This window comes from Bradyrhizobium sp. Arg816, from assembly GCF_029989365.1.
Classification (GTDB): Bacteria; Pseudomonadota; Alphaproteobacteria; order Rhizobiales; family Xanthobacteraceae; genus Bradyrhizobium.
In genome coordinates this window covers 115,536-136,321 of sequence record NZ_JAPRAQ010000001.1, presented here as the reverse complement: position 1 = coordinate 136,321, position 20,786 = coordinate 115,536, and the positions used below count along the sequence as shown (strand labels likewise).

Annotated in this window: 21 protein-coding genes; 14 read left to right on the top strand and 7 right to left on the bottom strand. The window is 63.8% G+C overall.

Going from position 1 to position 20,786, the window contains the following annotated elements; all coding sequences use genetic code 11:
• Positions 1–4 precede the first annotated feature (4 nt).
• From OWC48_RS00645 to OWC48_RS00630, 4 genes are read left to right on the top strand one after another with little or no spacing between them, the layout of a single operon-like run.
• Positions 5–718 (top strand): PIG-L deacetylase family protein, encoded by a 714-nt coding sequence (locus OWC48_RS00645; protein ID WP_027517331.1) that lies wholly within the window; start codon positions 5–7, stop codon positions 716–718.
• Positions 715–1,398: a 4-carboxy-4-hydroxy-2-oxoadipate aldolase/oxaloacetate decarboxylase gene (locus OWC48_RS00640; RefSeq protein WP_282518188.1), complete on the top strand. Its 684-nt coding sequence runs from the start codon at positions 715–717 to the stop codon at positions 1,396–1,398. The genes OWC48_RS00645 and OWC48_RS00640 overlap by 4 nt, the downstream gene beginning before the upstream one ends.
• A gap of 24 nt (positions 1,399–1,422) precedes the next feature.
• Complete coding sequence (locus tag OWC48_RS00635) at positions 1,423–2,292, top strand: hypothetical protein (protein ID WP_282518187.1); 870 nt, start codon at positions 1,423–1,425, stop codon at positions 2,290–2,292.
• The gene (locus OWC48_RS00630; protein WP_282518186.1) at positions 2,292–3,209 is read left to right on the top strand and encodes a DUF1932 domain-containing protein; all 918 of its coding nucleotides are present in this window, start codon (positions 2,292–2,294) and stop codon (positions 3,207–3,209) included. The genes OWC48_RS00635 and OWC48_RS00630 overlap by 1 nt, the downstream gene beginning before the upstream one ends.
• A 19-nt stretch (positions 3,210–3,228) precedes the next feature.
• Here the strand turns inward: OWC48_RS00630 and OWC48_RS00625 are convergent, their stop codons facing one another.
• The 3 genes from OWC48_RS00625 to OWC48_RS00615 all read right to left on the bottom strand — a co-directional run bounded on the left by OWC48_RS00625 (position 3,229) and on the right by OWC48_RS00615 (position 6,225).
• A complete protein-coding gene (locus OWC48_RS00625; RefSeq protein ID WP_282518185.1) occupies positions 3,229–3,540 on the bottom strand; it encodes a hypothetical protein in 312 nt (103 codons plus the stop codon).
• Positions 3,541–3,692: 152 nt separating this feature from the next.
• Positions 3,693–4,898, bottom strand: coding sequence for an amidohydrolase family protein (locus OWC48_RS00620; RefSeq protein ID WP_282518184.1), 1,206 nt, complete (start codon positions 4,896–4,898; stop codon positions 3,693–3,695).
• A 73-nt stretch (positions 4,899–4,971) separates the two neighbouring features.
• The gene (locus OWC48_RS00615) at positions 4,972–6,225 is read right to left on the bottom strand and encodes an amidohydrolase family protein (RefSeq protein WP_282518183.1); all 1,254 of its coding nucleotides are present in this window, start codon (positions 6,223–6,225) and stop codon (positions 4,972–4,974) included.
• 143 nt (positions 6,226–6,368) lie between these two features.
• Between OWC48_RS00615 and OWC48_RS00610 the strand changes: the two genes are divergently transcribed.
• The gene (locus OWC48_RS00610; RefSeq protein ID WP_282518182.1) at positions 6,369–6,788 is read left to right on the top strand and encodes a nuclear transport factor 2 family protein; all 420 of its coding nucleotides are present in this window, start codon (positions 6,369–6,371) and stop codon (positions 6,786–6,788) included.
• A 127-nt stretch (positions 6,789–6,915) separates the two neighbouring features.
• Complete coding sequence (locus tag OWC48_RS00605) at positions 6,916–7,824, top strand: amino acid ABC transporter substrate-binding protein (protein WP_282518181.1); 909 nt, start codon at positions 6,916–6,918, stop codon at positions 7,822–7,824.
• Positions 7,825–7,834: 10 nt separating this feature from the next.
• Here OWC48_RS00605 and OWC48_RS00600 read toward each other — a convergent pair whose 3' ends face one another.
• Positions 7,835–9,061: an MFS transporter gene (locus OWC48_RS00600; protein WP_282518180.1), complete on the bottom strand. Its 1,227-nt coding sequence runs from the start codon at positions 9,059–9,061 to the stop codon at positions 7,835–7,837.
• A gap of 92 nt (positions 9,062–9,153) precedes the next feature.
• Between OWC48_RS00600 and OWC48_RS00595 the strand changes: the two genes are divergently transcribed.
• The 4 genes from OWC48_RS00595 to OWC48_RS00580 are packed head-to-tail and all read left to right on the top strand — an operon-like array spanning position 9,154 to position 12,746.
• A complete protein-coding gene (locus OWC48_RS00595; protein WP_282518179.1) occupies positions 9,154–9,627 on the top strand; it encodes a MarR family winged helix-turn-helix transcriptional regulator in 474 nt (157 codons plus the stop codon).
• 1 nt (position 9,628) lies between these two features.
• Entirely contained in the window at positions 9,629–11,680 is a 2,052-nt protein-coding gene (locus OWC48_RS00590) for an FUSC family protein (protein ID WP_282518178.1), read from the top strand.
• Positions 11,677–11,883 (top strand): DUF1656 domain-containing protein, encoded by a 207-nt coding sequence (locus OWC48_RS00585; protein ID WP_282518177.1) that lies wholly within the window; start codon positions 11,677–11,679, stop codon positions 11,881–11,883. Before OWC48_RS00590 ends, OWC48_RS00585 begins: the two co-directional genes overlap by 4 nt.
• Positions 11,880–12,746, top strand: coding sequence for an HlyD family secretion protein (locus OWC48_RS00580; protein ID WP_063983918.1), 867 nt, complete (start codon positions 11,880–11,882; stop codon positions 12,744–12,746). Before OWC48_RS00585 ends, OWC48_RS00580 begins: the two co-directional genes overlap by 4 nt.
• A gap of 659 nt (positions 12,747–13,405) precedes the next feature.
• On the opposite strand, the gene OWC48_RS00575 is transcribed toward OWC48_RS00580, so the two are convergent.
• The gene (locus tag OWC48_RS00575) at positions 13,406–14,617 is read right to left on the bottom strand and encodes an acyl-CoA dehydrogenase family protein (protein ID WP_282518176.1); all 1,212 of its coding nucleotides are present in this window, start codon (positions 14,615–14,617) and stop codon (positions 13,406–13,408) included.
• A 556-nt stretch (positions 14,618–15,173) separates the two neighbouring features.
• On the opposite strand from OWC48_RS00575, the gene OWC48_RS00570 reads away from it, so the two are divergent.
• From OWC48_RS00570 to OWC48_RS00555, 4 genes are read left to right on the top strand one after another with little or no spacing between them, the layout of a single operon-like run.
• Positions 15,174–15,914, top strand: a complete 741-nt coding sequence (locus tag OWC48_RS00570) for an outer membrane protein (RefSeq protein ID WP_282518175.1) — start codon at positions 15,174–15,176, stop codon at positions 15,912–15,914.
• A 51-nt stretch (positions 15,915–15,965) separates the two neighbouring features.
• The gene (locus tag OWC48_RS00565) at positions 15,966–16,472 is read left to right on the top strand and encodes a porin (protein WP_282518174.1); all 507 of its coding nucleotides are present in this window, start codon (positions 15,966–15,968) and stop codon (positions 16,470–16,472) included.
• Positions 16,469–17,284: an outer membrane protein gene (locus OWC48_RS00560; RefSeq protein WP_282518173.1), complete on the top strand. Its 816-nt coding sequence runs from the start codon at positions 16,469–16,471 to the stop codon at positions 17,282–17,284. Before OWC48_RS00565 ends, OWC48_RS00560 begins: the two co-directional genes overlap by 4 nt.
• A 31-nt stretch (positions 17,285–17,315) precedes the next feature.
• Positions 17,316–17,849, top strand: a complete 534-nt coding sequence (locus tag OWC48_RS00555; RefSeq protein WP_282518172.1) for a porin — start codon at positions 17,316–17,318, stop codon at positions 17,847–17,849.
• Positions 17,850–17,932: 83 nt separating this feature from the next.
• Here OWC48_RS00555 and OWC48_RS00550 read toward each other — a convergent pair whose 3' ends face one another.
• Together OWC48_RS00550 and OWC48_RS00545 are read right to left on the bottom strand one after the other, a co-directional pair.
• Positions 17,933–19,072 carry a glycoside hydrolase family 172 protein gene (locus tag OWC48_RS00550; protein WP_282518171.1) on the bottom strand — a complete coding sequence of 380 codons (1,140 nt, stop codon included), beginning with the start codon at positions 19,070–19,072 and terminating at the stop codon, positions 17,933–17,935.
• A gap of 63 nt (positions 19,073–19,135) precedes the next feature.
• A complete protein-coding gene (locus OWC48_RS00545) occupies positions 19,136–20,761 on the bottom strand; it encodes a long-chain fatty acid--CoA ligase (protein ID WP_282518170.1) in 1,626 nt (541 codons plus the stop codon).
• Positions 20,762–20,786 lie beyond the last annotated feature (25 nt).

Sequence of the window (20,786 nt, the reverse complement as noted above, 5' to 3'; positions counted from 1 at the left end):
TCCCATGAAAACAGGTCTCGTGATCACCGCCCATCCCGGCGATTTCGTCTGGCGCGCCGGCGGCGCCATCGCGCTGCATGCGAAGAAGGGTTATCGCATGAAGATCGTCTGCATGTCCTTCGGCGAGCGTGGCGAGAGCCAGTTCGCCTGGAAGGAAAAAGGCGCGACGCTGGAATCGGTCAAGGCCGGCCGCAAGGACGAGGCGGAGCGGGCGGCGAAGCTGCTTGGCGCCGAGATCGAGTTCTTCGACTGCGGCGACTATCCGCTGAAGCTCACCGAGGCGCATTTCGATCGCATGGTCGACATCTACCGCGAGCTCAATCCGAGCTTCGTGCTGACGCACGCGCTGGAAGATCCCTATAATTTCGACCATCCCAACGCGGCGCATTTCGCGCAGGAGACCCGTGTGGTCGCGCAGGCGATGGGTCACAAGCCCGGCGCGCAGTACAAATATTCGGCGCCCCCGGTGTTCCTGTTCGAGCCGCATCAGCCTGAGCAGTGCAATTACAAGCCGGATCTGCTCCTCAAGATCGACGAGGTCTGGAAGGAGAAGTACGAGGCGTTCCAGATCCTCGCCGCGCAGAAGCATCTCTGGGGCTATTACGAGCGCGTCGCGCTCAACCGCGGCATCCAGGGCAGCCGCAACACCGGCGTGCCCATGACCTATGGCGAGGCCTATCAGCGGCTGTTCCCGACGGTTGCGGAGGAGCTGGCATGAAGCCCGTCGTCGTTCGCAACATCAAACGTGCCGATCCCGCTGACATGGCGGAGTACGGCGTCTCGACGGTGCACGAGGCTTACGGCCGCTTCGGCCTGATGAAGCCGTATCTGCGGCCTGTGTGGCCGGGCGCAGCGATTGCGGGTCCAGCGGTGACCGTGCTCGCGCAGCCCGGCGACAACTGGATGATCCATGTCGCCGTCGAGCAGTGCAGGAAGGGCGACATCCTCGTCGTGGGCTGCACCACCGACAACACTGACGGCATGTTTGGCGAGCTGCTCGCGACGTCGCTTCAGGCGCGCGGCGTGCAGGGGCTGATCATCGACGCCGGCTGCCGCGACGTGAAAGCGCTGCACGAGATGAATTTTCCGGTGTGGTCGCGCGCGGTCTCGGCCAAGGGCACGGTCAAGGCGACGCTCGGCTCGGTCAACATTCCCGTGGTTTGTGCCGGCGTCAACGTCCATCCCGGTGACATCATCGTGGCCGATGACGACGGCGTCGTGGTGGTGCCGAAGCGCTATGCTGCTGAAGTCGCCGAGAAGGCGAAGAAGCGCAACGCCGACGAGGGCGGCAAGCGCAAGCGTCTGGCTTCGGGCGAGCTGGGCCTCGACATGTACAACATGCGCGAGGCCTTGGCGAAAGCCGGGCTCGTCTATGTCGACAATCCCGAGGACCTCTGAAGCGAAAAGAAGCGGAGCGGGCGGATGGATCGTCTCAAGCTGAAGGCCGTGCTCGGCAGTCATCCACATGTCCAGGCGGTGAAGAGCGGCGAGCTCCGCTCCGACCTCTTCGACCTCGACTTCATCGCCTACACGCCGACCAATACGGCGTTCAAGCCGATGGTGCGCGAGCAGGCGTTCGACGTCTGCGAGATGGCGATCGTCACCTATCTGATGGCGAAGGCGCATGGCAAGCCGCTGGTGCTGCTGCCGGCGACCATGCTCGGCCGCTTCCAGCATTCCTACGCGCTCTATAATCCGGCGCAGGGAACGCTCGGGCCGTCCGATCTCGAAGGCAAGCGCGTCGGCATCCGCTCGTTCACGACGACGACGGGCGCATGGATCAGGGGCATTCTCGCCAACGACTACCGTGTCAATCTCGACAAGATCAACTGGGTCACCTTCGAGGATCCGCACGTTGCCGAATATGTCGACGGCACCGAGCGTGCGCCGAAGGACAAGAAGGTTTTGCAAATGTTGCTCGACGGCGAGCTCGATGCCGTTCTCGGCGAGACCTCTGATAATCCCACATTGAAGCCGCTATTCCCCGATCCTGCCGCGGAAGCGGCCAAATGGTACGCGCATCGCGGCGTCGTCCCGGTCAATCATCTCGTGGTCGTGACCGAGCAGCTCGCAGGATCGCGCCCCGATGTGGTTGCGGGCGTCTATGATCTCCTGAAGCGGAACAAGGCGCAGGCGGGACCCGCGGCGACGCCCGACCTCGTTCCGTTCGGGATCGAAGCGAATAGAAAACCGTTGGAGCTGATCGTCGACTACGCATTCCAGCAGGCGCTGATCCCGCGCCGCTATGCGGTCGAGGAGCTGTTCGACGAGACTACGCGAGGATTGGATTGATGGCGGGTGATCCCAGGCGCTGGCAGATCGGATTGGTGGGTTACGGCGAGGTCGGCAGGATCCTGGCCGAGGATTTGCGCCAGCAGGACATCAAGGTTGCCGCGTACGACATCAAGCTCGGAGGCGAGCACGGCGCTCCGCTGAAGCAGCATGCGGCGAAGTTCGGCGTGACGCTGGCGGTGTCTCACGCCGAGCTGACCGCGAAATCCGATTTCATCATCTCCGCGGTCACGGCGAGCCAGGCCGTGCCCGTTGCAAAAGCCTGCGCCAGTGCAATCAACCAGGGCGCCTGGTTCCTCGATTTCAATTCGGCGTCTCCCGGCGCCAAGCAGCGCGCCGCCGCGCTGATCGACGGCGCTGCCGGACGCTATGTCGAGGGCGCCGTGATGACCTCGGTGCCGCCTTATCGCATCAAGGTGCCGCTGCTGCTCGGCGGCCCCGGCGCGAGGGAGTTGGAGCCGCTGCTGAACGCGATCGGCTTCGCGGCGAAGGTTGCGAGCGACAAGCTCGGTGTGTCGTCAGCTGTGAAGATGTGCCGTAGCATCATGATCAAGGGCCTCGAGGCCATGGTCATCGAAAGTTTCACCACGGCGCGCGCCTATGGCGTCGAGGATGCGGTGCTGGCCTCGCTCGCGGAGACGTTTCCCGTGATCGACTGGGAGAAGCAGGGCGCCTATTGCTTCCAACGCGTGATCGAGCACGGGCGCCGACGCGCCGAGGAGATGCGTGAAGTCGCGGAGACCGTGCGCGAGGCGGGGCTGACGCCGTGGTCGGCGCAGGGCACCGCCGAGCGGCAGGCCTGGGTTGCCGATCTCGCTGACGAAGGGCTGTTCGGCCTCAAGGGGACGAAGGAATTTGCCCGCAGCGCCGATTGGCGTACCGAGGCGGATCGTATCCTGGCGAAGATCAAGCGCTGAGGTCCAGCCCGCGTTCAGCTCAAGACTCTGCTGCCGCCGCGTAGTCCGAGAGTTCGTCGCGCGCGAGCTCGATCAGGCTGATCAGGCTCGTGGCTTCGCGGACGACTTCCGTGGTGCGCTCGGTGCGGAACTCGGCGAGAATCGTGCGAACGCATTTGTCGGCGGTATCGAGCGTCAACAGCGCGCGGGCCATGTCGTCCTGCGTGCGGATTGCCGATATGTCGATGCCCGACAGGACTTCGCCGATGCCGGTCAGTCGCTTGATGGCCATCTCGGCGGGCGTGTTGGCCCGAATGGAATGGTAATCGATGCTGCTGAATGCGCTGAACATTCCATACTTCCCCAGAGAACGCAGATGTCAGTGCGGGCCTTAGTATGATCTCCTTGGCCCGTCGCGCAATGCGCGTATTTACGGTCAGGGAATCTACCGGATTCGGGGGTGAGGAAAGCTGACGGTATAATCGAACGGAAAAGATCCGATCATTAGCCGCGCTTCCCGACAATCTTACCGTCGGATGCGACGAGCTTGCCTTCCTTGTACACGGAGCGCCCTTGCGGCACTCCGACAACGGCTTCAGGAACATGCTCGGCATTCAGTGTCACCAAATCGGCCTTGGCGCCGACACGCAGGCCATAGCTTTCGAGCCGCAGCGCTTTTGCGCCTGTTACGGTGACGATATCGAAAGCGACGCGCAGTTCCTCGTCGATGTTGAAGCCCGAGCGATAGCCGAGCGTCGTGGCCCGGCGCAGCATGTCGCCGTCGCCATAGGGCCACCAGGAATCGCGGATGTTGTCGTTGCCGCTGAAGACGGTGACGCCTGCATTGCGCAGGGCCAGGATCGGCGGGAAGGGCCGGGCGCCCGGCGCATTGGTCATGATCGCGACGCCGGAGCGGGCGAGGATGTCGGCGATCTTCTTGAGCTGATCCATGGAGATATCGCCGAGCCCGTAAGCATGGCTGACGGCAACGCGTCCCTCCATGCCGAGCGCGCGCGTGCGCGCTGCGATCTGCTCGATCTCGAACGCGCCCAGTGTGCCCATGTCGTGCAGATGGATGTCGACGTCGACGCCGTGCTTGCCGGCCACGCCGAACACGACGTCGAGATGCTTCTCGATGTCGCGATCGAAGCTTGCGGGATCGAGCCCGCCGACGAGATCGGCGCCGATCCCGATGGCCTCGTCCAGCAATTGCGGCGTGCCCGGGCTCATCAGGATGCCGCTGTGGGGGAAGGCGACGAGCTGGATGTCGATCAGGCCCTTGTATTCCTCGCGCACGCGCAAAATCGTCTCGAGCGATTTCAGGCCGACGGAGCCGTCGACCATGACGTGGCTGCGCATCTGCGTGGTGCCGTGGCCGATGCAGAGGTCGAGCTGGTTGCGTGCGCGCACATCCATCGGCGCTGATACGGCCATGTTCTGGGCCTGGAAGGCCACACGCTCATGCACGTCGAACCCGTTGGTGCATGGCTTGTGCGGACGCCAGGCGTCGCCATAGAAGCTGGTGTCGAGATGGATGTGGCCTTCGACGAAGCCGGGAAGGACGAGGACGTTGCCGAGGTCGATGGTCTCGTTCGCGGCGGGACGCTCATCGAGGGGCGTGATCGCGGCGATGCGGCCGTCCGCGACGGCGATGTGATGCCGGGCTCCGCCGTCGAAGCGAGCGTTCAGGAAGATCGTGTCGAAGGCCATCCGGTTGCTCCGTTGGTCGATTGTGATGATCATCGCGCAAGCTGCGGGCAGGGCGCAAGGCGCGGAAAGTCGGTCAGCCAGGTCCGAACAAAGTGGCCCGCGGCCGCTCGAACGTCTGCCGGCCAGCCTTGAAGCCCATCACGATGTCCGGCAGCTCGGCGATGGCGAAGCGGCTGTCCTGGGTATCGAGCACGACGAGATCGGCGGGGTTGCCGATCTTGATGCCGTAATCGCCAAGGTTCATCAGCCGCGCCGGCAGCTCGGTCACGAGATCGAGGCAGGTATCGAAGTCGCTGACCGAGGCGTGCGCGACGTTGGCATAGAAATTTGCCATCCGCAGCAGCGAGGCGTCGCCAAACGGCGTGAACGGGTTGAGCACGTTGTTGGTGGCGACCGAGCACAGCACGCCGTCGCCGGTGAGCTTGTGGGCAAGCGTCAGCCCGCGCGGCACGTTGTGGGTGGCTTCGCGGCCCATCAGATAGAGATCGGTCGCGGGCAGCACGGTGACGGCAACGCCTGATTTTGCCAGCTGCGCGGTGGCCGCCTTCATCCGCTCCGGCGGCAGCGCTGAGAGTTTTGTGGCATGACCGATGGCGACGCGCCCCCCGTAGTTGCGCCGCTCGGTCTGCCGGCAGACCTCGTCGAGGTGCCACCAGGAGGGATCGAGGTCGAAATCGAGATGGAGATCGATGTCGACGTCGAATTCCTGCGCGAGATCGAAGATGCGCTCGAGGTGCGCGTTCGGGTCGGTGTCCATGTAGGGACAGCCGCCGATCGCTTCGCCGCCGTCGCGCAGCGCCTGCACCAGCAGCTCTTCGCTGCCGGGGTCGTTGGTCAGGCCTTCCTGCGGGAAGACACAGAGCGACAGGTCGAGGGCCCAGGCATAGTCGCGCTTCAGCGCCTTGACCGCCTCGAAACCGCGCAAGGCGATGCGCGGGTCGATCTCGACATGGGTGCGCATGCGCGTCGTGCCGTGCACGATCGCGCGTTCGAGCACTCTTGCGCCGCGTGCGTAGACGTCCTCGACGGTGAAGTCCTTCTTCATCCCGGCCACGGCGCGGATCGCGTCCGAGACGCTGCCGTGATTGTGCCCGCAGCGGCCGAGCAGGCAGGCCTTGTCGAGATGGATGTGGCTGTCGACGAACCCGGGCAGGGCGAGGCGTCCGCCGACATCGACCTCGACGGTCTCGCAGGCAAGCTTTTCACTCGTTAGCTTGGGCTCGATCGCGGCGATGCGGCCGCCCTTCACGCCGATATCGACGGGTGCGGCGGATGACCGCAACAGCGTGTCGCGGAAGATCAGGTCGAAGGCGGGTTGGGCGGTCATGCAATGAATCTTCGGGCTGGACTTATAAACGTCGGCGAGGCTTCGGGGCGGCGGCAATGTAGCGGGGGATCTGATCGAAATATATGCGTGCTTTCTCCGATCTGGACGGTAGTATTTCGCGAATTTGTCCGGGAGATGCCGCCATGTCCGTAGCCGTGAAAAGCCAGAACGCGCCGTCGTCGGACGCCGAGATCGTGGAAGCCTATCTCACGGCCTCTATGATTCCCGATCCCGATGCCGCGGCGGCCTATATGAAGCCGGGCACGGTGATCACCTTTACCGGCGGGCGCGAGTTCGACCACCCGCGCGGGCCGACCGGCTTCAACGCCAAGCGCTATCGCTGGGTCAAGAAGAAGATGGATCGCTTCGATGTTTGCCCCGGCGTGGACGAGACCGTCGTCTACAGCGTGGGCACGCTCTATGGCGAGTGGATGGACGGCACGCCGTTCGAGGGCAACCGCTACGTCGACCGCTTCGTCGTCCGGAGCGGGCAGATCGTCAAGATGGACGTCTGGAACGACAGCGCCGAGCGCATCCTGGTGCAGCGGGGCATCGACGCGTAGGGGCTGGCACATCGAAAGCTGCGATAGCTGATAGACGCAAGCTGCTCTGGCGGCTGGCAGGCGTCTGCGCTATTACCCCTGCGACTGCGCCCGGCACGGAGGCGCAAGCCCCCTTGAGGAGCCCCCGATGCGTCTTCCCACAATTATCCTGGCCGTCACATGTCTTGCGGGCGCAGCTTCAGCCGAGGATCTGTCGGGCACGCTCCAGAAGGTCAAGGAGACCAAGAAGATCACGCTGGGCTATCAGGAGGCCTCGGTCCCCTTCAGCTATCTCGACGGCAACCAGAAGCCGATCGGCTTCGCGATGGATATCTGCCTCAGAATCGTGGATGCCGTGAAGAAGCAGCTCGGCATGCCCGACATCGCCGTCGACACCCTCGCCGTGACGTCGTCGAACCGGATTCCGCTGATGGTCAACGGCACCCTCGATCTGCACTGCTCGGCGACAACCAACAACGCCGACCGCCAGAAACAGGTCGCCTTCACCAACACGCATTTCCTCAGCGCGACCCGGTTTGCAGCCAAGAAAGCCGCGAAGATCAACACCATCGACGATCTCAAGGGCAAGGCCGTCACGGCGGTGGCAGGCTCGGTCAATCTGAATCAGCTTGCCAAGGTCAACACCGAGCGAAACCTTGGCATCAGAATAATGCCGGCCGTGGATCAGGCCGAAGCGTTCCTGCTGCTGGAAACCGACCGCGCCCAGGCTTACGCGCTCGACGACGTCCAGCTCGCGGTCGCGATTGCGCGCTCGAAGGAACCGGCGCTGTTCATGATCAGCGAGGAGACGTTCGCGAAGGCCGAGCCCTTCGGGATCATGCTGCGGCGGGAGGATGCGGCGTTCAAGGCGCTGGCCGACCGCGCCACCGCGGAGCTTTACGCGAGCCCGGAGATCGAGGTTCTCTACAAGCGCTGGCTGGAATCGCCAACGCCGCCGAACGGCATCAATTACAACGTTCCGATGTCGGCAGCCCTGCGCCAGGCCTTCAAGAAGCCGAGCTCGAGCGCCGATCCGGACGTGTACCTGGTGAAGTGAGGCGAGGGCGCTAGCGCGTCCGCGGCGTATCGAGCAGTTGGCCGGCCAGCGCGGTGCCGACCACAGCGATCGCAGCCATTATCAGCGCCCACGGGACGAACAGCCGATGACCGATCAGCGCGCCGCTCAGGAGCGGTGCGCTGATATTTGCGCCCGACATCAGGGACTGGTTGAGGCCCATGATCATGCCCTGGCGGTTGATCGCGGTCGAGCGCGACAGCTCGGCCGTCAACGTGCTTCGCGCGAACATGGTGCCGACGATGATCAGCGACAGGTTGACCGCGAGCAGGCCGACATTGTCGCCGGCTGCGAGCCCGGCAAAGCCGAGGCCCATGCAGGCGAAGGCCGTCATCACGATGCTGCGGTCGGAGGCGATCAGGCTGACGCGCGTGATCAGGAAGCCCTGAACCACCATGTTGATGAAGCCGGCATAGGCGAACATCCAGCCGAGCTCGCGCGCGCCGAAGGGATGTCCGTCCCAGGAGAACCGCGCCGACAGGAACAGGCCGATCTGCGACAGGAACATCGAGTTGACGAAGAAGAACACGATGAGCAGGCCGAGCAGCCGCCAGGCATAGCGCATGTCGAGCAGGCTGCGGGTCAGCGTCGGCTCGGGCACACGATGCTGGTAGAGCGGCTCGGACGCCGGGTGATCAGGCGGGAGCAGGGCGATCGTCGCAACGATGCTGATCAGCGAGAGCGCGGCCGCGGCCCACACCGGCGCGGTCGGGCCGTAGTGCACGAGGAAGCTCGAGAGAGCAGGGCCGAGCAGCAGCCCGGTTCCGATCGCACCGCTGGTCATGCCGAGTGCCTGCTTGCGCGTTGCCGGCGCGCTGTGCTCGGCGGCATAGGCGTGAGCGACCGAGATGTTGCCTGAGGTCAGGCCGTCGATGATGCGCGCCAGGAACACCAGCGTCAGGTTGCCCGCTAACGCGAGCAGGATGAAGCCGATGAAAGTGCCGATCTGGCTGACGACCAGAACCTTCCGCCGGCCGTACCGATCCGAGAGCATGCCGACCACGGGGCCGGCGACGAGCTGGCAGACGGCATAGGTCGAGATCAGTGCGCCGAGCAGGAACGGCGTTGCGCCGAGCCGCTGCGAGTAGAACGGCAATAGCGGCAGGATGATTCCCATGCCCGTCGCGTCCACGGCGACGACCACGAAGGTCGGGACCAGCGTCAGCGCGCTCTCGCCCGCTATCGTCTCCCTTGCCTCGGTCGCGGAACCCGGTCCCATCCAGCGCTGTCCTCGTTCGCATTTGCGTGATCGATTGGGATACCCCGGATTATATAGTTGCAGGCTAATAGTTCGTGTCCTATCTAATTTGCATGGCTCCCTCGCAGGCTCATATCCACGGCGAGATCGGTCGGCTGATCGCCCGCCTGGCCCGCATCTGGCGCCGCGAGTCGGATCAGGCACTGTCCGATCACGGCCTGTCCTATGCGACCGCGATTCCGCTGCTGGTGCTGTCGCGTCAGGGCGAGAACGTCCGCCAGGGCGTGCTCGCCGACGAGCTCGGCATCGAGGGGCCGTCGCTGGTCCGGTTGATCGATCTGCTCGAGGCCGAGGGGCTGGTTGAACGTCGCGAGGATCGGAGCGACCGCCGTGCCAAAACGCTACATCTGACCAAAGCGGGCGGGGCGAAGGTCGAAGAGACCAACCGGGTGCTGCGGCGGGTACGGGCGAGCCTGCTCAAGGATATCGGCGCGGACGAACTTGCGATAACCTTCGAAACTCTTCAGCGCATCGAACAGCGGGCCAGTCGCCTGCAGGACACCAAGCCCGGTCCAGAGACGAAATAGCATGCGCGCAGACGAGCCGTTCCTGGTCCGCCACGCGGACGTCATTTTTGCGTTGAAGACGTTTGCCGCGTCGATGCTGGCGCTCGTCGTCGCATTCGCCATGGACCTGCCGCGGCCCTATTGGGCGATGGCGACCGTCTACATCACCTCGCAGCCGCTGGCGGGCGCGACCAGCTCAAAAGCGTTCTTCCGCGTCATGGGCACGCTGGTCGGCGCCACCATGACGGTGGTGCTGGTGCCGAACCTGATCGATGCGCCGGAACTGCTTTGCCTCGCGATCGCGCTCTGGGTCGGGCTCTGCCTCTATCTGTCGCTGCTGGATGGCACGCCGCGCAGCTACGTCTTCATGCTGGCGGGATACACGGTCGCGTTGATCGGGTTTCCCTCGGTCTCGGAGCCCGGCGCCATCTTCGATACCGCCATTGCGCGGGTGGAGGAGATTTCCCTCGGCATCATCTGCGCGAGCCTCGTCTCCACCATCGTCTTTCCCCGCAGCGTCGCGCCAGCCGTTGCCAATCGCGTCGACGCCTGGCTGTCGGATGCGCAGCGCCTGAGCCAGGCGGTGCTGCTTCGTCAGGGAACGAGTGAAACGCGCCGCGGCAAGCGACTCAAGCTTGCGACCGACATCGTCGAGATCGACACGCTTTCCACCCATCTTGCGTATGACCGGCTGACCGATCGCAATGTGGTGACCGGCCTCGGCGAGATCCGGCTGCGCATGCTGATGCTGTTGCCGGTGATCGCCTCGTTGGAGGATCGGCTGGCAGCGCTGGGGGAGGAGGCGCTGCGTCGGCAGCCCGAGCTGAAGCGGCTGCTGGAGGATCTTGCGCAATGGATTGGCAGCGATGTCGGCGCGCGGCAACCGGCCGAGCCGATCCGCGCCGCGATCACAGAGCGACAGGCGGTGCTCGATGACAGCGCCTCATGGGAGCGGATCATCACCACGAGCCTGCTGTTGCGGCTGCGCGAGCTGGTCGACCTCTCGCGCGACTGCCGCGCGCTCAGCGAGGCCATCGCCGAGAGCCGCAATGTTTCGACGCTCGATCTGGCCTTCCATTCCGAGGCCGGCGCCGCGCCGGTGCGCCATCGCGACCGCGGCCTTGCCTTGTGGTCGGCGGCCGGCGCGGCCACCGCCATCCTGATCTGCTGCGCGTTCTGGATCGGGACCGGCTGGCCCGACGGCGCGTCGGCGCCGATGATGGCGGCGGTCGCGTGCTCCTTCTTTGCCGCGCAGGACGAGCCCGCACGTTTCATCCGCAGTTTCGGCCTGTGGTCGCTGGTCGCCATCGTGGTCGTCGCGATCTATCTGTTCGCGCTGGTGCCCGCGATCTCCCATATCGAGGTTCTGATCGTCGCGCTGGCGCCGACCTTCCTGCTCTACGGCTTCCTGATCGGACGGCCGGCAACGGCGGGAACAGGCATGGCGCTCGCGGCCAACACCGCAACGCTATTGGCGCTGCAATCGACCTACAGCGCGGAATTCGCATCCTATGCCAATTCCGCGGTCGCCTTCTTCGTCGGCGTCGTCATCGCCGAGCTCGTGACGCGGATCGCGCGCGGCGTGGGCGCGGAGTGGATCGCCCATCGCCTGGTGCTGTCGAGCTGGAAGACGCTCGCGGTCGCTGCCGAGCGCCGCGGCAAACATGATCGGGCAGAGTTTGCAGGCCTCATGCTGCACCGTCTGGGCCTTCTGGTGCAGCGGATCGCCTTCCTCTCCGAGAGCGATCGCCGCGATGCCGACAGCCTCGTGCAGCTTCGAATCGGGATCAATATCATCGACCTGCGCCGCGCCCGTTATGGGCTTGCCGCAACCACGATTGCCGTCATCGACGACATGCTTGATCAGCTCGCCATCGCTTGCCGCAGCTATGCCGGTGGGGGAATGCCGACCGAGCTGTTGACCAGCGTCGATCGGGCGCTGGCCAAGGCGGTGGCGGATTCCAATGACAGCGCGCGCGAAGACGCCCTGATCGGCCTCGTCGGCATCAGGCGCGGCCTGTTTCCGGACGCACCGGCCTATCGACCGCGTGCAGGCAAGAGTGTTGCGGCATGAGGTACCAGATCGACATCTATGGCGTGCTCGTGCCGGCGTTGCTGGCGTGGATCATCGTCGCCTACGTCCTGAGCGCGATCCTGCGCCGGCTCATGCAGCGCTTCGACCTCTACCGGCTGGTCTGGCACCGTGCGCTGTTCGATTTCGCGATTTTCGTCTGTCTTCTCGGCGGCGTCGTCTATCTCTCGGAGTTTTTGCCATGAAGGGGAATTTCGCCTGGTTTGGCCGCCTTGCGCTGACCGTTCTCGCCGTCGTCGCCGCGCTCGCGGTCGGCCGTGAGCTTTGGGTCTATTACATGGAGCAGCCCTGGACCCGCGACGGCCGCGTCCGTGCCGACGTGGTTCAGGTCGCGCCTGACGTCTCCGGGTTCGTCACGGAGGTACTGGTCAAGGACAACCAGAAAGTCCATCGCGGCGATGTGCTGTTCCGGATTGATCGCGAACGTTTCGCGCTGGCCTTGCGGCAAGCCGATGCATCGGTGGCGGGTCATCAGGCCACGCTCGACCAGGCCAATTCCGATTTGAAGCGCTACAGCGCGCTGACGACCGATGCGGTATCGCAGCAGAAGCAGGAGCAGGTGTTGGCGACCCAGCTCCAGGCCAAGGCGGCGTTCGATCAGGCCGTCGCCGACCGCGCGGTCGCCCAGCTCAACCTCGATCGCAGCGAGGTCCACGCCTCCGTGAACGGTGTCATCACCAACATGGATCTGCGTCCCGGCGCCTACGTCACGGCTGGCAAGGGCGTGATGGCGCTGGTCGACACCGACACGTTGCATGTGGAGGGCTATTTCGAAGAGACAAAGCTCGCGCGCATCCGCACCGGCGACAAGGTGCGGGTTCGCCTGATGGGCGAGACGGTCACGCTGTCGGGCCATGTCGAGAGCATCGCCGCCGGCATCGAGGACCGCGACCGCGCCGAGGGCGCGAACCTGCTTGCCAATGTCAACCCGACCTTCAGCTGGGTGCGGCTCGCCCAGCGCGTCCCCGTGCGCATCGCGCTGGACAATGTCCCCGACACCATATCGCTCGTCGCCGGCCGCTCTGCGACGGTAGAGGTATTGGACTAACGCAACGAGCCCATGGATCGCGCCTGGCTTGGGGAAAACCGCCAACAGGCGTTTCAATGCCAGATCGCAGGGCTAATCCTGACTCGCTTGTGTGAGTCGGGGGACTTATGGGCGTTTGGTTTTTAGTCCTGGCAGCCTGCGTCGTAGGCGCGTTGCTCCTTTTGGCATTCTGCCGATAGAGCCGACAGCGGACGCAAATGTTGCAGCGAAGCATCAGCCAGCCGTTGAATAGCGGTTCCAGACCGATGGGTTTTGACTGTGCATGGATGAGCGCGTTCACTTCCGGGATCGGAGGCGGACATGAGCTGGTTCTTTGTGTTTCTCATTGCCGCGAGCGCAGTCGTTCTGATCGCCCATGCGATTGACGCGATGCGTTCCTGAAACTGCCTGCGACTCGGTTTCTTCGGTAGCTAGGTAAGCCACGAAAATGTTCCGAGGCGGGCGAGTGTCAATTTGAGGAACCTGGTCCTGCAGGCCAAGGTTGTCACAGCAGGAGGAATACGGTCATGCTTGCGTTCTATCTGCCGATCATCATTTTCGGAGCTATGCTCGAAGCGATTTCGAAGCAAAATGTGTCTGCATCCATCCCGGAGCCGCAAAGCGTCGATTAGACTCCGATGCTCAGGCGCCCGGCTCTGGACTGACGAACTAACATCGACTCAGGCATTCGAGTATTTCTTCAGCTCGAACCGCGCGATCTGGTTCCTGTGGACTTCATCCGGCCCATCAGCGAGCCGCAACAGGCGCGCGGTCGCGTAAGCCTGGGTCAAGCCAAAATCGTTCGAGGTGCCGCCGCCGCCATGGGCCTGGATGGCCCAGTCGACGATCTGGCAGGCCATGTTGGGCACGGCGACCTTGATCATCGCGATCTCGGCCTTCGCGACCTTGTTGCCGACCGTGTCCATCGCATAGGCGGCGTTGAGCGTCAGCAGCCGGGCCTGCTCGATCATGATGCGGGCTTCCGCGATGCGCTCCTGCGTCACGGTCTGCTCTGAGACCGGCTTGCCGAAGGCGACGCGGCTGCGCACGCGGCGACACATCTTTTCCAGCGTGCGTTCGGCTAGTCCAATCAGCCGCATGCAGTGATGGATGCGGCCGGGGCCGAGGCGGCCTTGTGCGATCTCGAAGCCGCGGCCTTCGCCCAGCAGCATGTTCTCCTTGGGCACGCGCACATTGGTGAAGACGACCTCGGAAGCGCGGTCGGGCACGCCGTAGAAGCCGAACACGGGCAGCGGACGTTTCACCTCGATGCCCGGCGTGTCCATCGGCACAAGGATCATGGATTGCTGCTTGTGGCGGTCGGGATTGTCCGGATCGGTCTTGCCCATGAAGATGCAGATCTTGCAGCGCGGGTCGGTCGCGTTGGTCGTGTACCATTTGCGCCCATTGATGACGTAATGGTCGCCGTCGCGCACGATCGAGCTTTCGATGTTCGTCGCATCGGATGATGCGACCGCGGGCTCGGTCATGGCGAAGCAGGAGCGGATTTCGCCTGATAGCAGCGGCTTCAGCCAGCGCTCCTTGTCCTTCTCCGTGCCATAGCGTTCCAGCACCTCCATGTTGCCGGTGTCGGGCGCCGAGCAGTTGAACACTTCGGGCGCCAGATGCGTGCGCCCCATCACCTCGCAGAGCGGGGCATATTCGAGATTGGTGAGACCCGCGCCGTGGCCGGACTCCGGCAGGAACAGATTCCAGAGACCCTCGGCGCGCGCCAGCGGCTTCAGCTCCTCGACGACGGGATAGACCTTCCACGGCCCGAGCTCCTCCGCTTCGCGATAGAAGCGCTCCTCGTTCGGATAGATGTGCCGGTCCATGAAACTTTCGAGCTTGCGCTTGAGCTCGACGACTTTGGGCGACATCGGGTAGAGCATCTGGACCTCCTGTAGATCAAGCAGCGCCTGCACGCGGGGCCGGCCTGCATCAGAATCGAGTCGGCGATAGCGGCGCTTGCCTCATCGCATTTTCATCGGCGCGGCTCTGCGCAAATCGCGTCAGAGCTCACCTGTTGCGTAGCGATATTAACGTCCATTCATGCGTTGTCTTGCGTTTGTGCACCGAATGAGAAGCGCGTGGGAAACAATCAGCAACTGTGACTTTGACGCGACTGGCAATCCGAAAGGTCGTGCCTAAGATCGGCCTCAATCAAAAGTGGGGGCAGCAGTCATGACAACACAAGGGGACTACGGAAGCACATCCTTACGGATCGCGCGCCCCTAGTTCGCCAGTCGATAGGACGCGGAGCGCATTGCTCTAGACTGCGCGCGGGTTCTTCCAACAACCGATAGTTCGTCCCGTCGATCCGCAAGCTGCGCGGTCGCCGGTTTCGTTCGTTCAAAAGCAAGCAAGGGCTTGATCCAAACGTTGCATCTCAAGGCACAATCTAAAATAGAGAAATATAATAGCGGCAATCTTGAATTCGAAAAGGAAATGGACATCGACATGCACACGCAATCAGGACGTTCCGTAACTCACCGCATCAGACTCGCCGCCGCCGTTGCAGCGGTGAGCGCGATTATTACTTCACCTGCTTTCGCCGGCGGTCCGTTGCCTGCACCCGTCGTCTCCTGGTCTGGATTCTACGCCGGTGTCCATGGCGGCTGGGGATGGGGGAAGTCGGAGTTTCGCGATCCCCTCAACAGCCCCGCCAACAATCCGTTCTTTGCCTACTACAACGGACCGCTCGCGGGCGGGCAGCTCGGCTACAATTGGCAGCTGGGCAACTATGTCCTTGGTGCCGAGGTCGACGGCTCCTGGTCCTTCGTGAAGGGCAACACCAGCACCTCGCCCCTTCTCACGTCGAGCACCACCAACGGGGTCGGCTACACCGCCCTCGCGACCGCGACGGGCCGTGTCGGCTACGCATCGGGCCAATGGCTCGCCTATGCCAAGGGCGGTGGCGCCTATGCCCGCATGGAGCTCTCGTCGCGGTTCACCCCGGAGATCACCAACTACAACCGCGAGCTGTTCGGTGCCGTCGGCGGCGTCGGCCTGGAAGTGGCCTTCCTGCGCAACGTCTCCGCCAAGGTCGAATACAACGCGATCTTTCTCCCCACCGAAACGCTCCACTGGGTGAGCGCGGACACGACGTCCGAGATCAAGCATTTCGTCCAGGTGGTGAAGGCCGGCATCAACATCCGCTTCAACGGCGACGGCGGCCTCCCGCGTTAATTCCCCGGCACATCGAAACAGCATTCAACAGAAATCCTCGGAGACAACATCATGTTCACCATGTCCAAGATCGCTGCAGTCGTCACCGCCGGCCTCGGCGCCATGATCGCCGCACCAGGCCACGCCGCTCCGGTCGAGTACGTCAAGGTCTGCTCCTTGTACGGCGCCGGCTTCTTCTACATTCCGGGCACCGACACCTGCACCAACGCCAACCAGATCGCGACGAACCAGTTCGATCTCGCGCGTGCGCAGACCCGCGCTTCGACCGGCACCGCGATGGCTGCGTCGCTCGTCGCGCCGTGGCTTCCGACCGGCACCAACTACGCCGTCTCGACCCACTGGGCGACCTATGACGGCCAGCACGCAGCGGGCTTCTCAGGGCTCGTGCGGGTCTCCGGCAACTTCGTGTTCTCGGGCGGCTTCTCGCTCGGCCTCGACAAGGGAAGCCTCACGTCCCTCACCAACCGGACGCAGACGGAATTCGGCACGGCGATCCCGGCGCAATCGTGGAGTGACGTCCGTGGCCTCGGCCGCGCGGGCTTCATGTACGCCTGGTGAAGCACGCGACGCTCGCTCCGAAAATTCATTCTGACATTTTGAAAGATCATCCCATGACAATCTCTCTCTCGCGATCGGCGCGCCGCTTCCTCTCCTGCGTTGCTGCCGCCACGCCGCTTCTCGCGGCCATGCCGCTCACTGCCACATCTGCGAACGCGGCCGACATGACAGTGAAGGCTCCGGTCGTCGCTCCGGTGCCGCTCTGGAACGGCTTCTACATTGGTGCTCATGGCGGTTATGGCATGGGCAGCAGCCGGCTCGTAGACCCGAGCTTCGCATTCGCGCAAGACCGCTTCGCGATGGACACAAAGGGCGCGCTCGCAGGTGCGCAGGTTGGCGGCAACTGGCAGTTCGACAACATCGTGGTCGGTGCCGAGCTCGATCTCTCCTGGGCGTCGATCAAGGGCAATCGGCCGTTCGATCCCGCGAACCCCATCTTGTCCGGGCTTTCAGTGTCGTACCAAGCACTGGCGACGGGTACCGGTCGCATCGGCTACGCGTTTGATAATGTGCTGGCTTACGCCAAAGGCGGCGTTGCATGGGCCAACGTCGCCTACCAGGCCTATGTCGGCACGTTTGCTCCGCTCGACGTGAACCACCAGCGGACCGGTTTGACCGGCGGCGTTGGCCTTGAATACGCGTTGACGAGCAATCTCTCGGCGCGACTGGAGTACGACTATCTGTACTTCGGTCCGGCCGCGATCGCGCTGAGCACACGGATCAGTACCCAAAACGTCGACCATGACCTGCACCTCGTGAAGCTCGGCGTGAACTACCGCTTCAACGGCGATGCCATCGTTGCTCGTTACTGAGCCGCGTCAACGTCACTGATTGGAGACAAACATGTGGAAGCAAATCAACGCGGCACGAGACGTCTTCCGATGTCACCTGCGCGCTATCCTTGCGACTGCCGCTGTGGTTCTGGCGATCCCGACGCCCGGCCATGCTGCGGTCGAGTACGAAAAGATCTGCTCGATCTACGGTGCCAACTTCTTCTACATACCGGGTACCGACACCTGCGTGAACGCGGGGCAGACGGTGCAGAGCCAGTTCGATCTCGCGCGCCAGATTACCCGTGCAGCGACGGGAACGGCCATGGCGACTTCGCTCGTCAATCCGTTCCTGCCCGACGGGACCAACTATGCGATCTCGACGCACTGGGCCGTCTTTGACGGGCAGCATGCCGCCGGTGTGGTCGGAATGATCAGGATCCAGGGAAACCTGTCACTGACCATGGGCATCGCGTTCGGTCTCGATCGCGGCAGCTTGACGTCCACGTCCAACCGGACCGCGACGGAGTTTGGCGTGGCGCTTCCGGCGCAGTCGTGGAGCGACGTGCGCGCCCTTGGACGCGTGGGGCTCCAGTATTCCTGGTAGCCGGCGCCGAACACGAAGGCGCCGCCCGGACGATCTTCACGACGTCCGGGCGGCGCAAATGCTGTGAGCGCAGGGAAGGGCGGCTAGCCGATTTCGAGATAATCCGGGCCGGGCAATGTCGGGAAGGGCGGGGTCGGCAGCGTCTGGTACCAGAACGCGACCGAGGCGATGTCGTCCTGCAATGGAAGATACTTCGCCTCCTTGACGCCCGGCAGCCAGCCCAGCGCCTGGATCGTCACGCGCAGATCGGAGCGGAAGCGCACGGGATCGGGGATGTGCCAGCGGTACAGGCCGAAGCGTTGCTGCGATTTGTAGACGCCATCGGGACGGATCACCTGCGGCAGGCCGGCATAGGGCGTGGTGAATTCCTGGTAGCGTGATTGCCCCTGGCCGGAATGCGCGACATGGGGATCGAAATTGTAGGCGCCGCAGAAATAATCCTCGGTGCCGGTGCCGCAGATGGTCGGGAATGCACCGTCGCCGTCGATGAAGAACTTGATCTCGCCTTCGCCCCACCAGCCGTTGTTGTTGACGCCCCAGGCCATATAGGTGCCGACATAATGGCCCGCACCGCTGACGCCATCGAGGATGGTGTAGACCCCCTTGTAGGGTAGCGGATTGGTGCGCCGGAACTGCGCATGGAAATAGGCGCAGTCCTCGGGCACCTCGGTGAGCGCATAATTGATCTGGTAGTAAACGGTGAGCTGCTCCTCGCTGCGGTTCTCCAGCGTGAAGCGCGCGCGCTTGCGGAACGGCATCTCCCAGTAGCAGTTGAAGGCGCGGCCGGGATTGACGCAGACCGCGAGCGAGGACACCTGCGCGAATTCCTCCCATCCGCAGGCAAAGAAATCGCCGGCCGGGCACTCGACGCTCGGTTGCTCCTGGTCGTCCCAACAGATCCGGAGGATCGAGTGACGCAGCCGCCCGCGCGCCAGCGTCATCCAGATCTGCTGGATCGCGCCCTGGCCCTGAATGTCGGCGAGCGTAAAGGTCGCGCCGGGTTCGATGACGACATAGGGCGAGATCTTCCAGCCCTGGCCGAGATCGCGGGCCTGGCGTGCGGCGGGTCCGTCGACGGACATGCCGCCCTTGCCCTTCTCGCCGGTGAAATTCTCGGGGCTGATCGAGCGCGTCTGCGCATTCGACAGGCGCGACAGATTGCCGAGATGCAGGCCCAATCCGGAAAACGCCATGCTGTCCTCGATCCCTGGAGTTAGCGACATCTCGATATATCGCCGTCGAATCTACCAAAAGATGAAGACCGCGCACGGCAGGGTGCGCGTACCTCAGGCGACGCGGTACTCCCTGAACTTCTCGCGCAGCGCGGATTTGAGCACCTTGCCGGTGCCGGTCATCGGAAACTCGTCGAGGAATTCGACGGCGTCGGGCATCCACCAGCTCGCGATCTTCGGGCGCATGTGGTCGAGCAGGGTCTTGCCGTCGACGGTCGCGCCTTTCTTGCGGACGACGAGGAGCAGGGGACGCTCCTGCCATTTCTCGTGGTTGATCGCGACCACCGCGGCCTGAAGCACGTCGGGGTGGGACAAGGCGACGTCCTCGAGCTGGATCGAGGAGATCCATTCGCCGCCGGACTTGATCACATCCTTGGAGCGATCGGTCAGCGTGACGTGGCCTTGGCTGTCGATCACCGCCATGTCGCCGGTGATCAGCCAGCCATCACGGTCGAGGCCTTCGTCGAGCTTCATATAGCCGGAAGCGACCCATGGGCCGCGGGCGCGCAAATGGCCGACGGTCTTGCCGTCGCGCGGCAGCTCGTTGCCGCCGTCGTCGACGATGCGCAAGGAGGTGCCGAAGCAGGCGCGGCCCGACACCTGGCGCCGGTCGAATTTCTCCTTGTCGCCGAGATGCTCGGAGCCGGGCCGCAAGCCCGGCATCGAGCAGCCCAGGGCCTCGGTCATGCCCCAGGCCTGGACGTAGTCGACGTCATAGTCGCGCTTGAGCTTCTCGACCATCGCGCGCGGCGGCGCCGAGCCGGACGACAGCGTCGCGCGCAGCGTCGAGAATTTGTTGCCGGTGCGCCCCAGCCAATCGAGCAGGATCAGCCAGAAGCTCGGCACGCCGGCGGAGAGCGTCACCTTCTCGCCTTCGAGCAGCTCATAGAGCTTGTCGGGCTCATAGTTACGGCCGGGCAGCACCAGCTTTGATCCCGTGTAAGGCGCAGTGAACGGCATGTTCCAGCCGTTGCCGTGGAAGAGCGGCGCCATCGGCATCATGACTTCGCGCACGCCTTCGAGATGTCCCGGCAGGAAGTCGAAATTGCAGCAAGTCATGGTCTGCAGGATGGCGGCGCGGTGCGAGTAGATCACGCCCTTGGGGTTGCCCGTCGTGCCCGACGTGTAGCAGATGGTGGATGCGGATTTTTCGTCGAACTCCGGCCAGGCGAAACCGGCGTCGTTCTCGCTGGCGAGGAGATCCTCGTAGCAATGCACGTTCGCAAGCTTGGTCTCCGGCATCCGCTCGCGCGAAGACATCACGACGAAGGCCTCGATCGTCTTCAGCTGCGGCGCGATCGCCTCGACCAGCGGCAGCGTGGCGCGGTCGATGAACAGCAGCCGGTCTTCGGCGTGGTTGATGATGTAGACGAGCTGCTCGGGGAATAGCCGCGGATTGATGGTGTGCAGCACGTAGCCCATGCCCGGCGCGGCATAGAACATCTCGAAATGGCGGTGCGTATTCCAGGCCAGGGTGCCGACGCGGTCGCCTTGCTTCATGCCGAGCCGCTTCAGCGCCAGCGCCATGCGCTTGATGCGTGGATGGGCGTCGGCATAGGTGTAGCGATGGATGTCGCCCTCGATCTCGCGCGCGACGATCTCGGCTTCGCCGTGGTAGTCTGCGGCATACTGGATCAGGCCGCTGATCAAAAGCGGCATGTCCATCATCAATCCCTGCATGGTCTCCTCCGGGCTGCCACGTCGT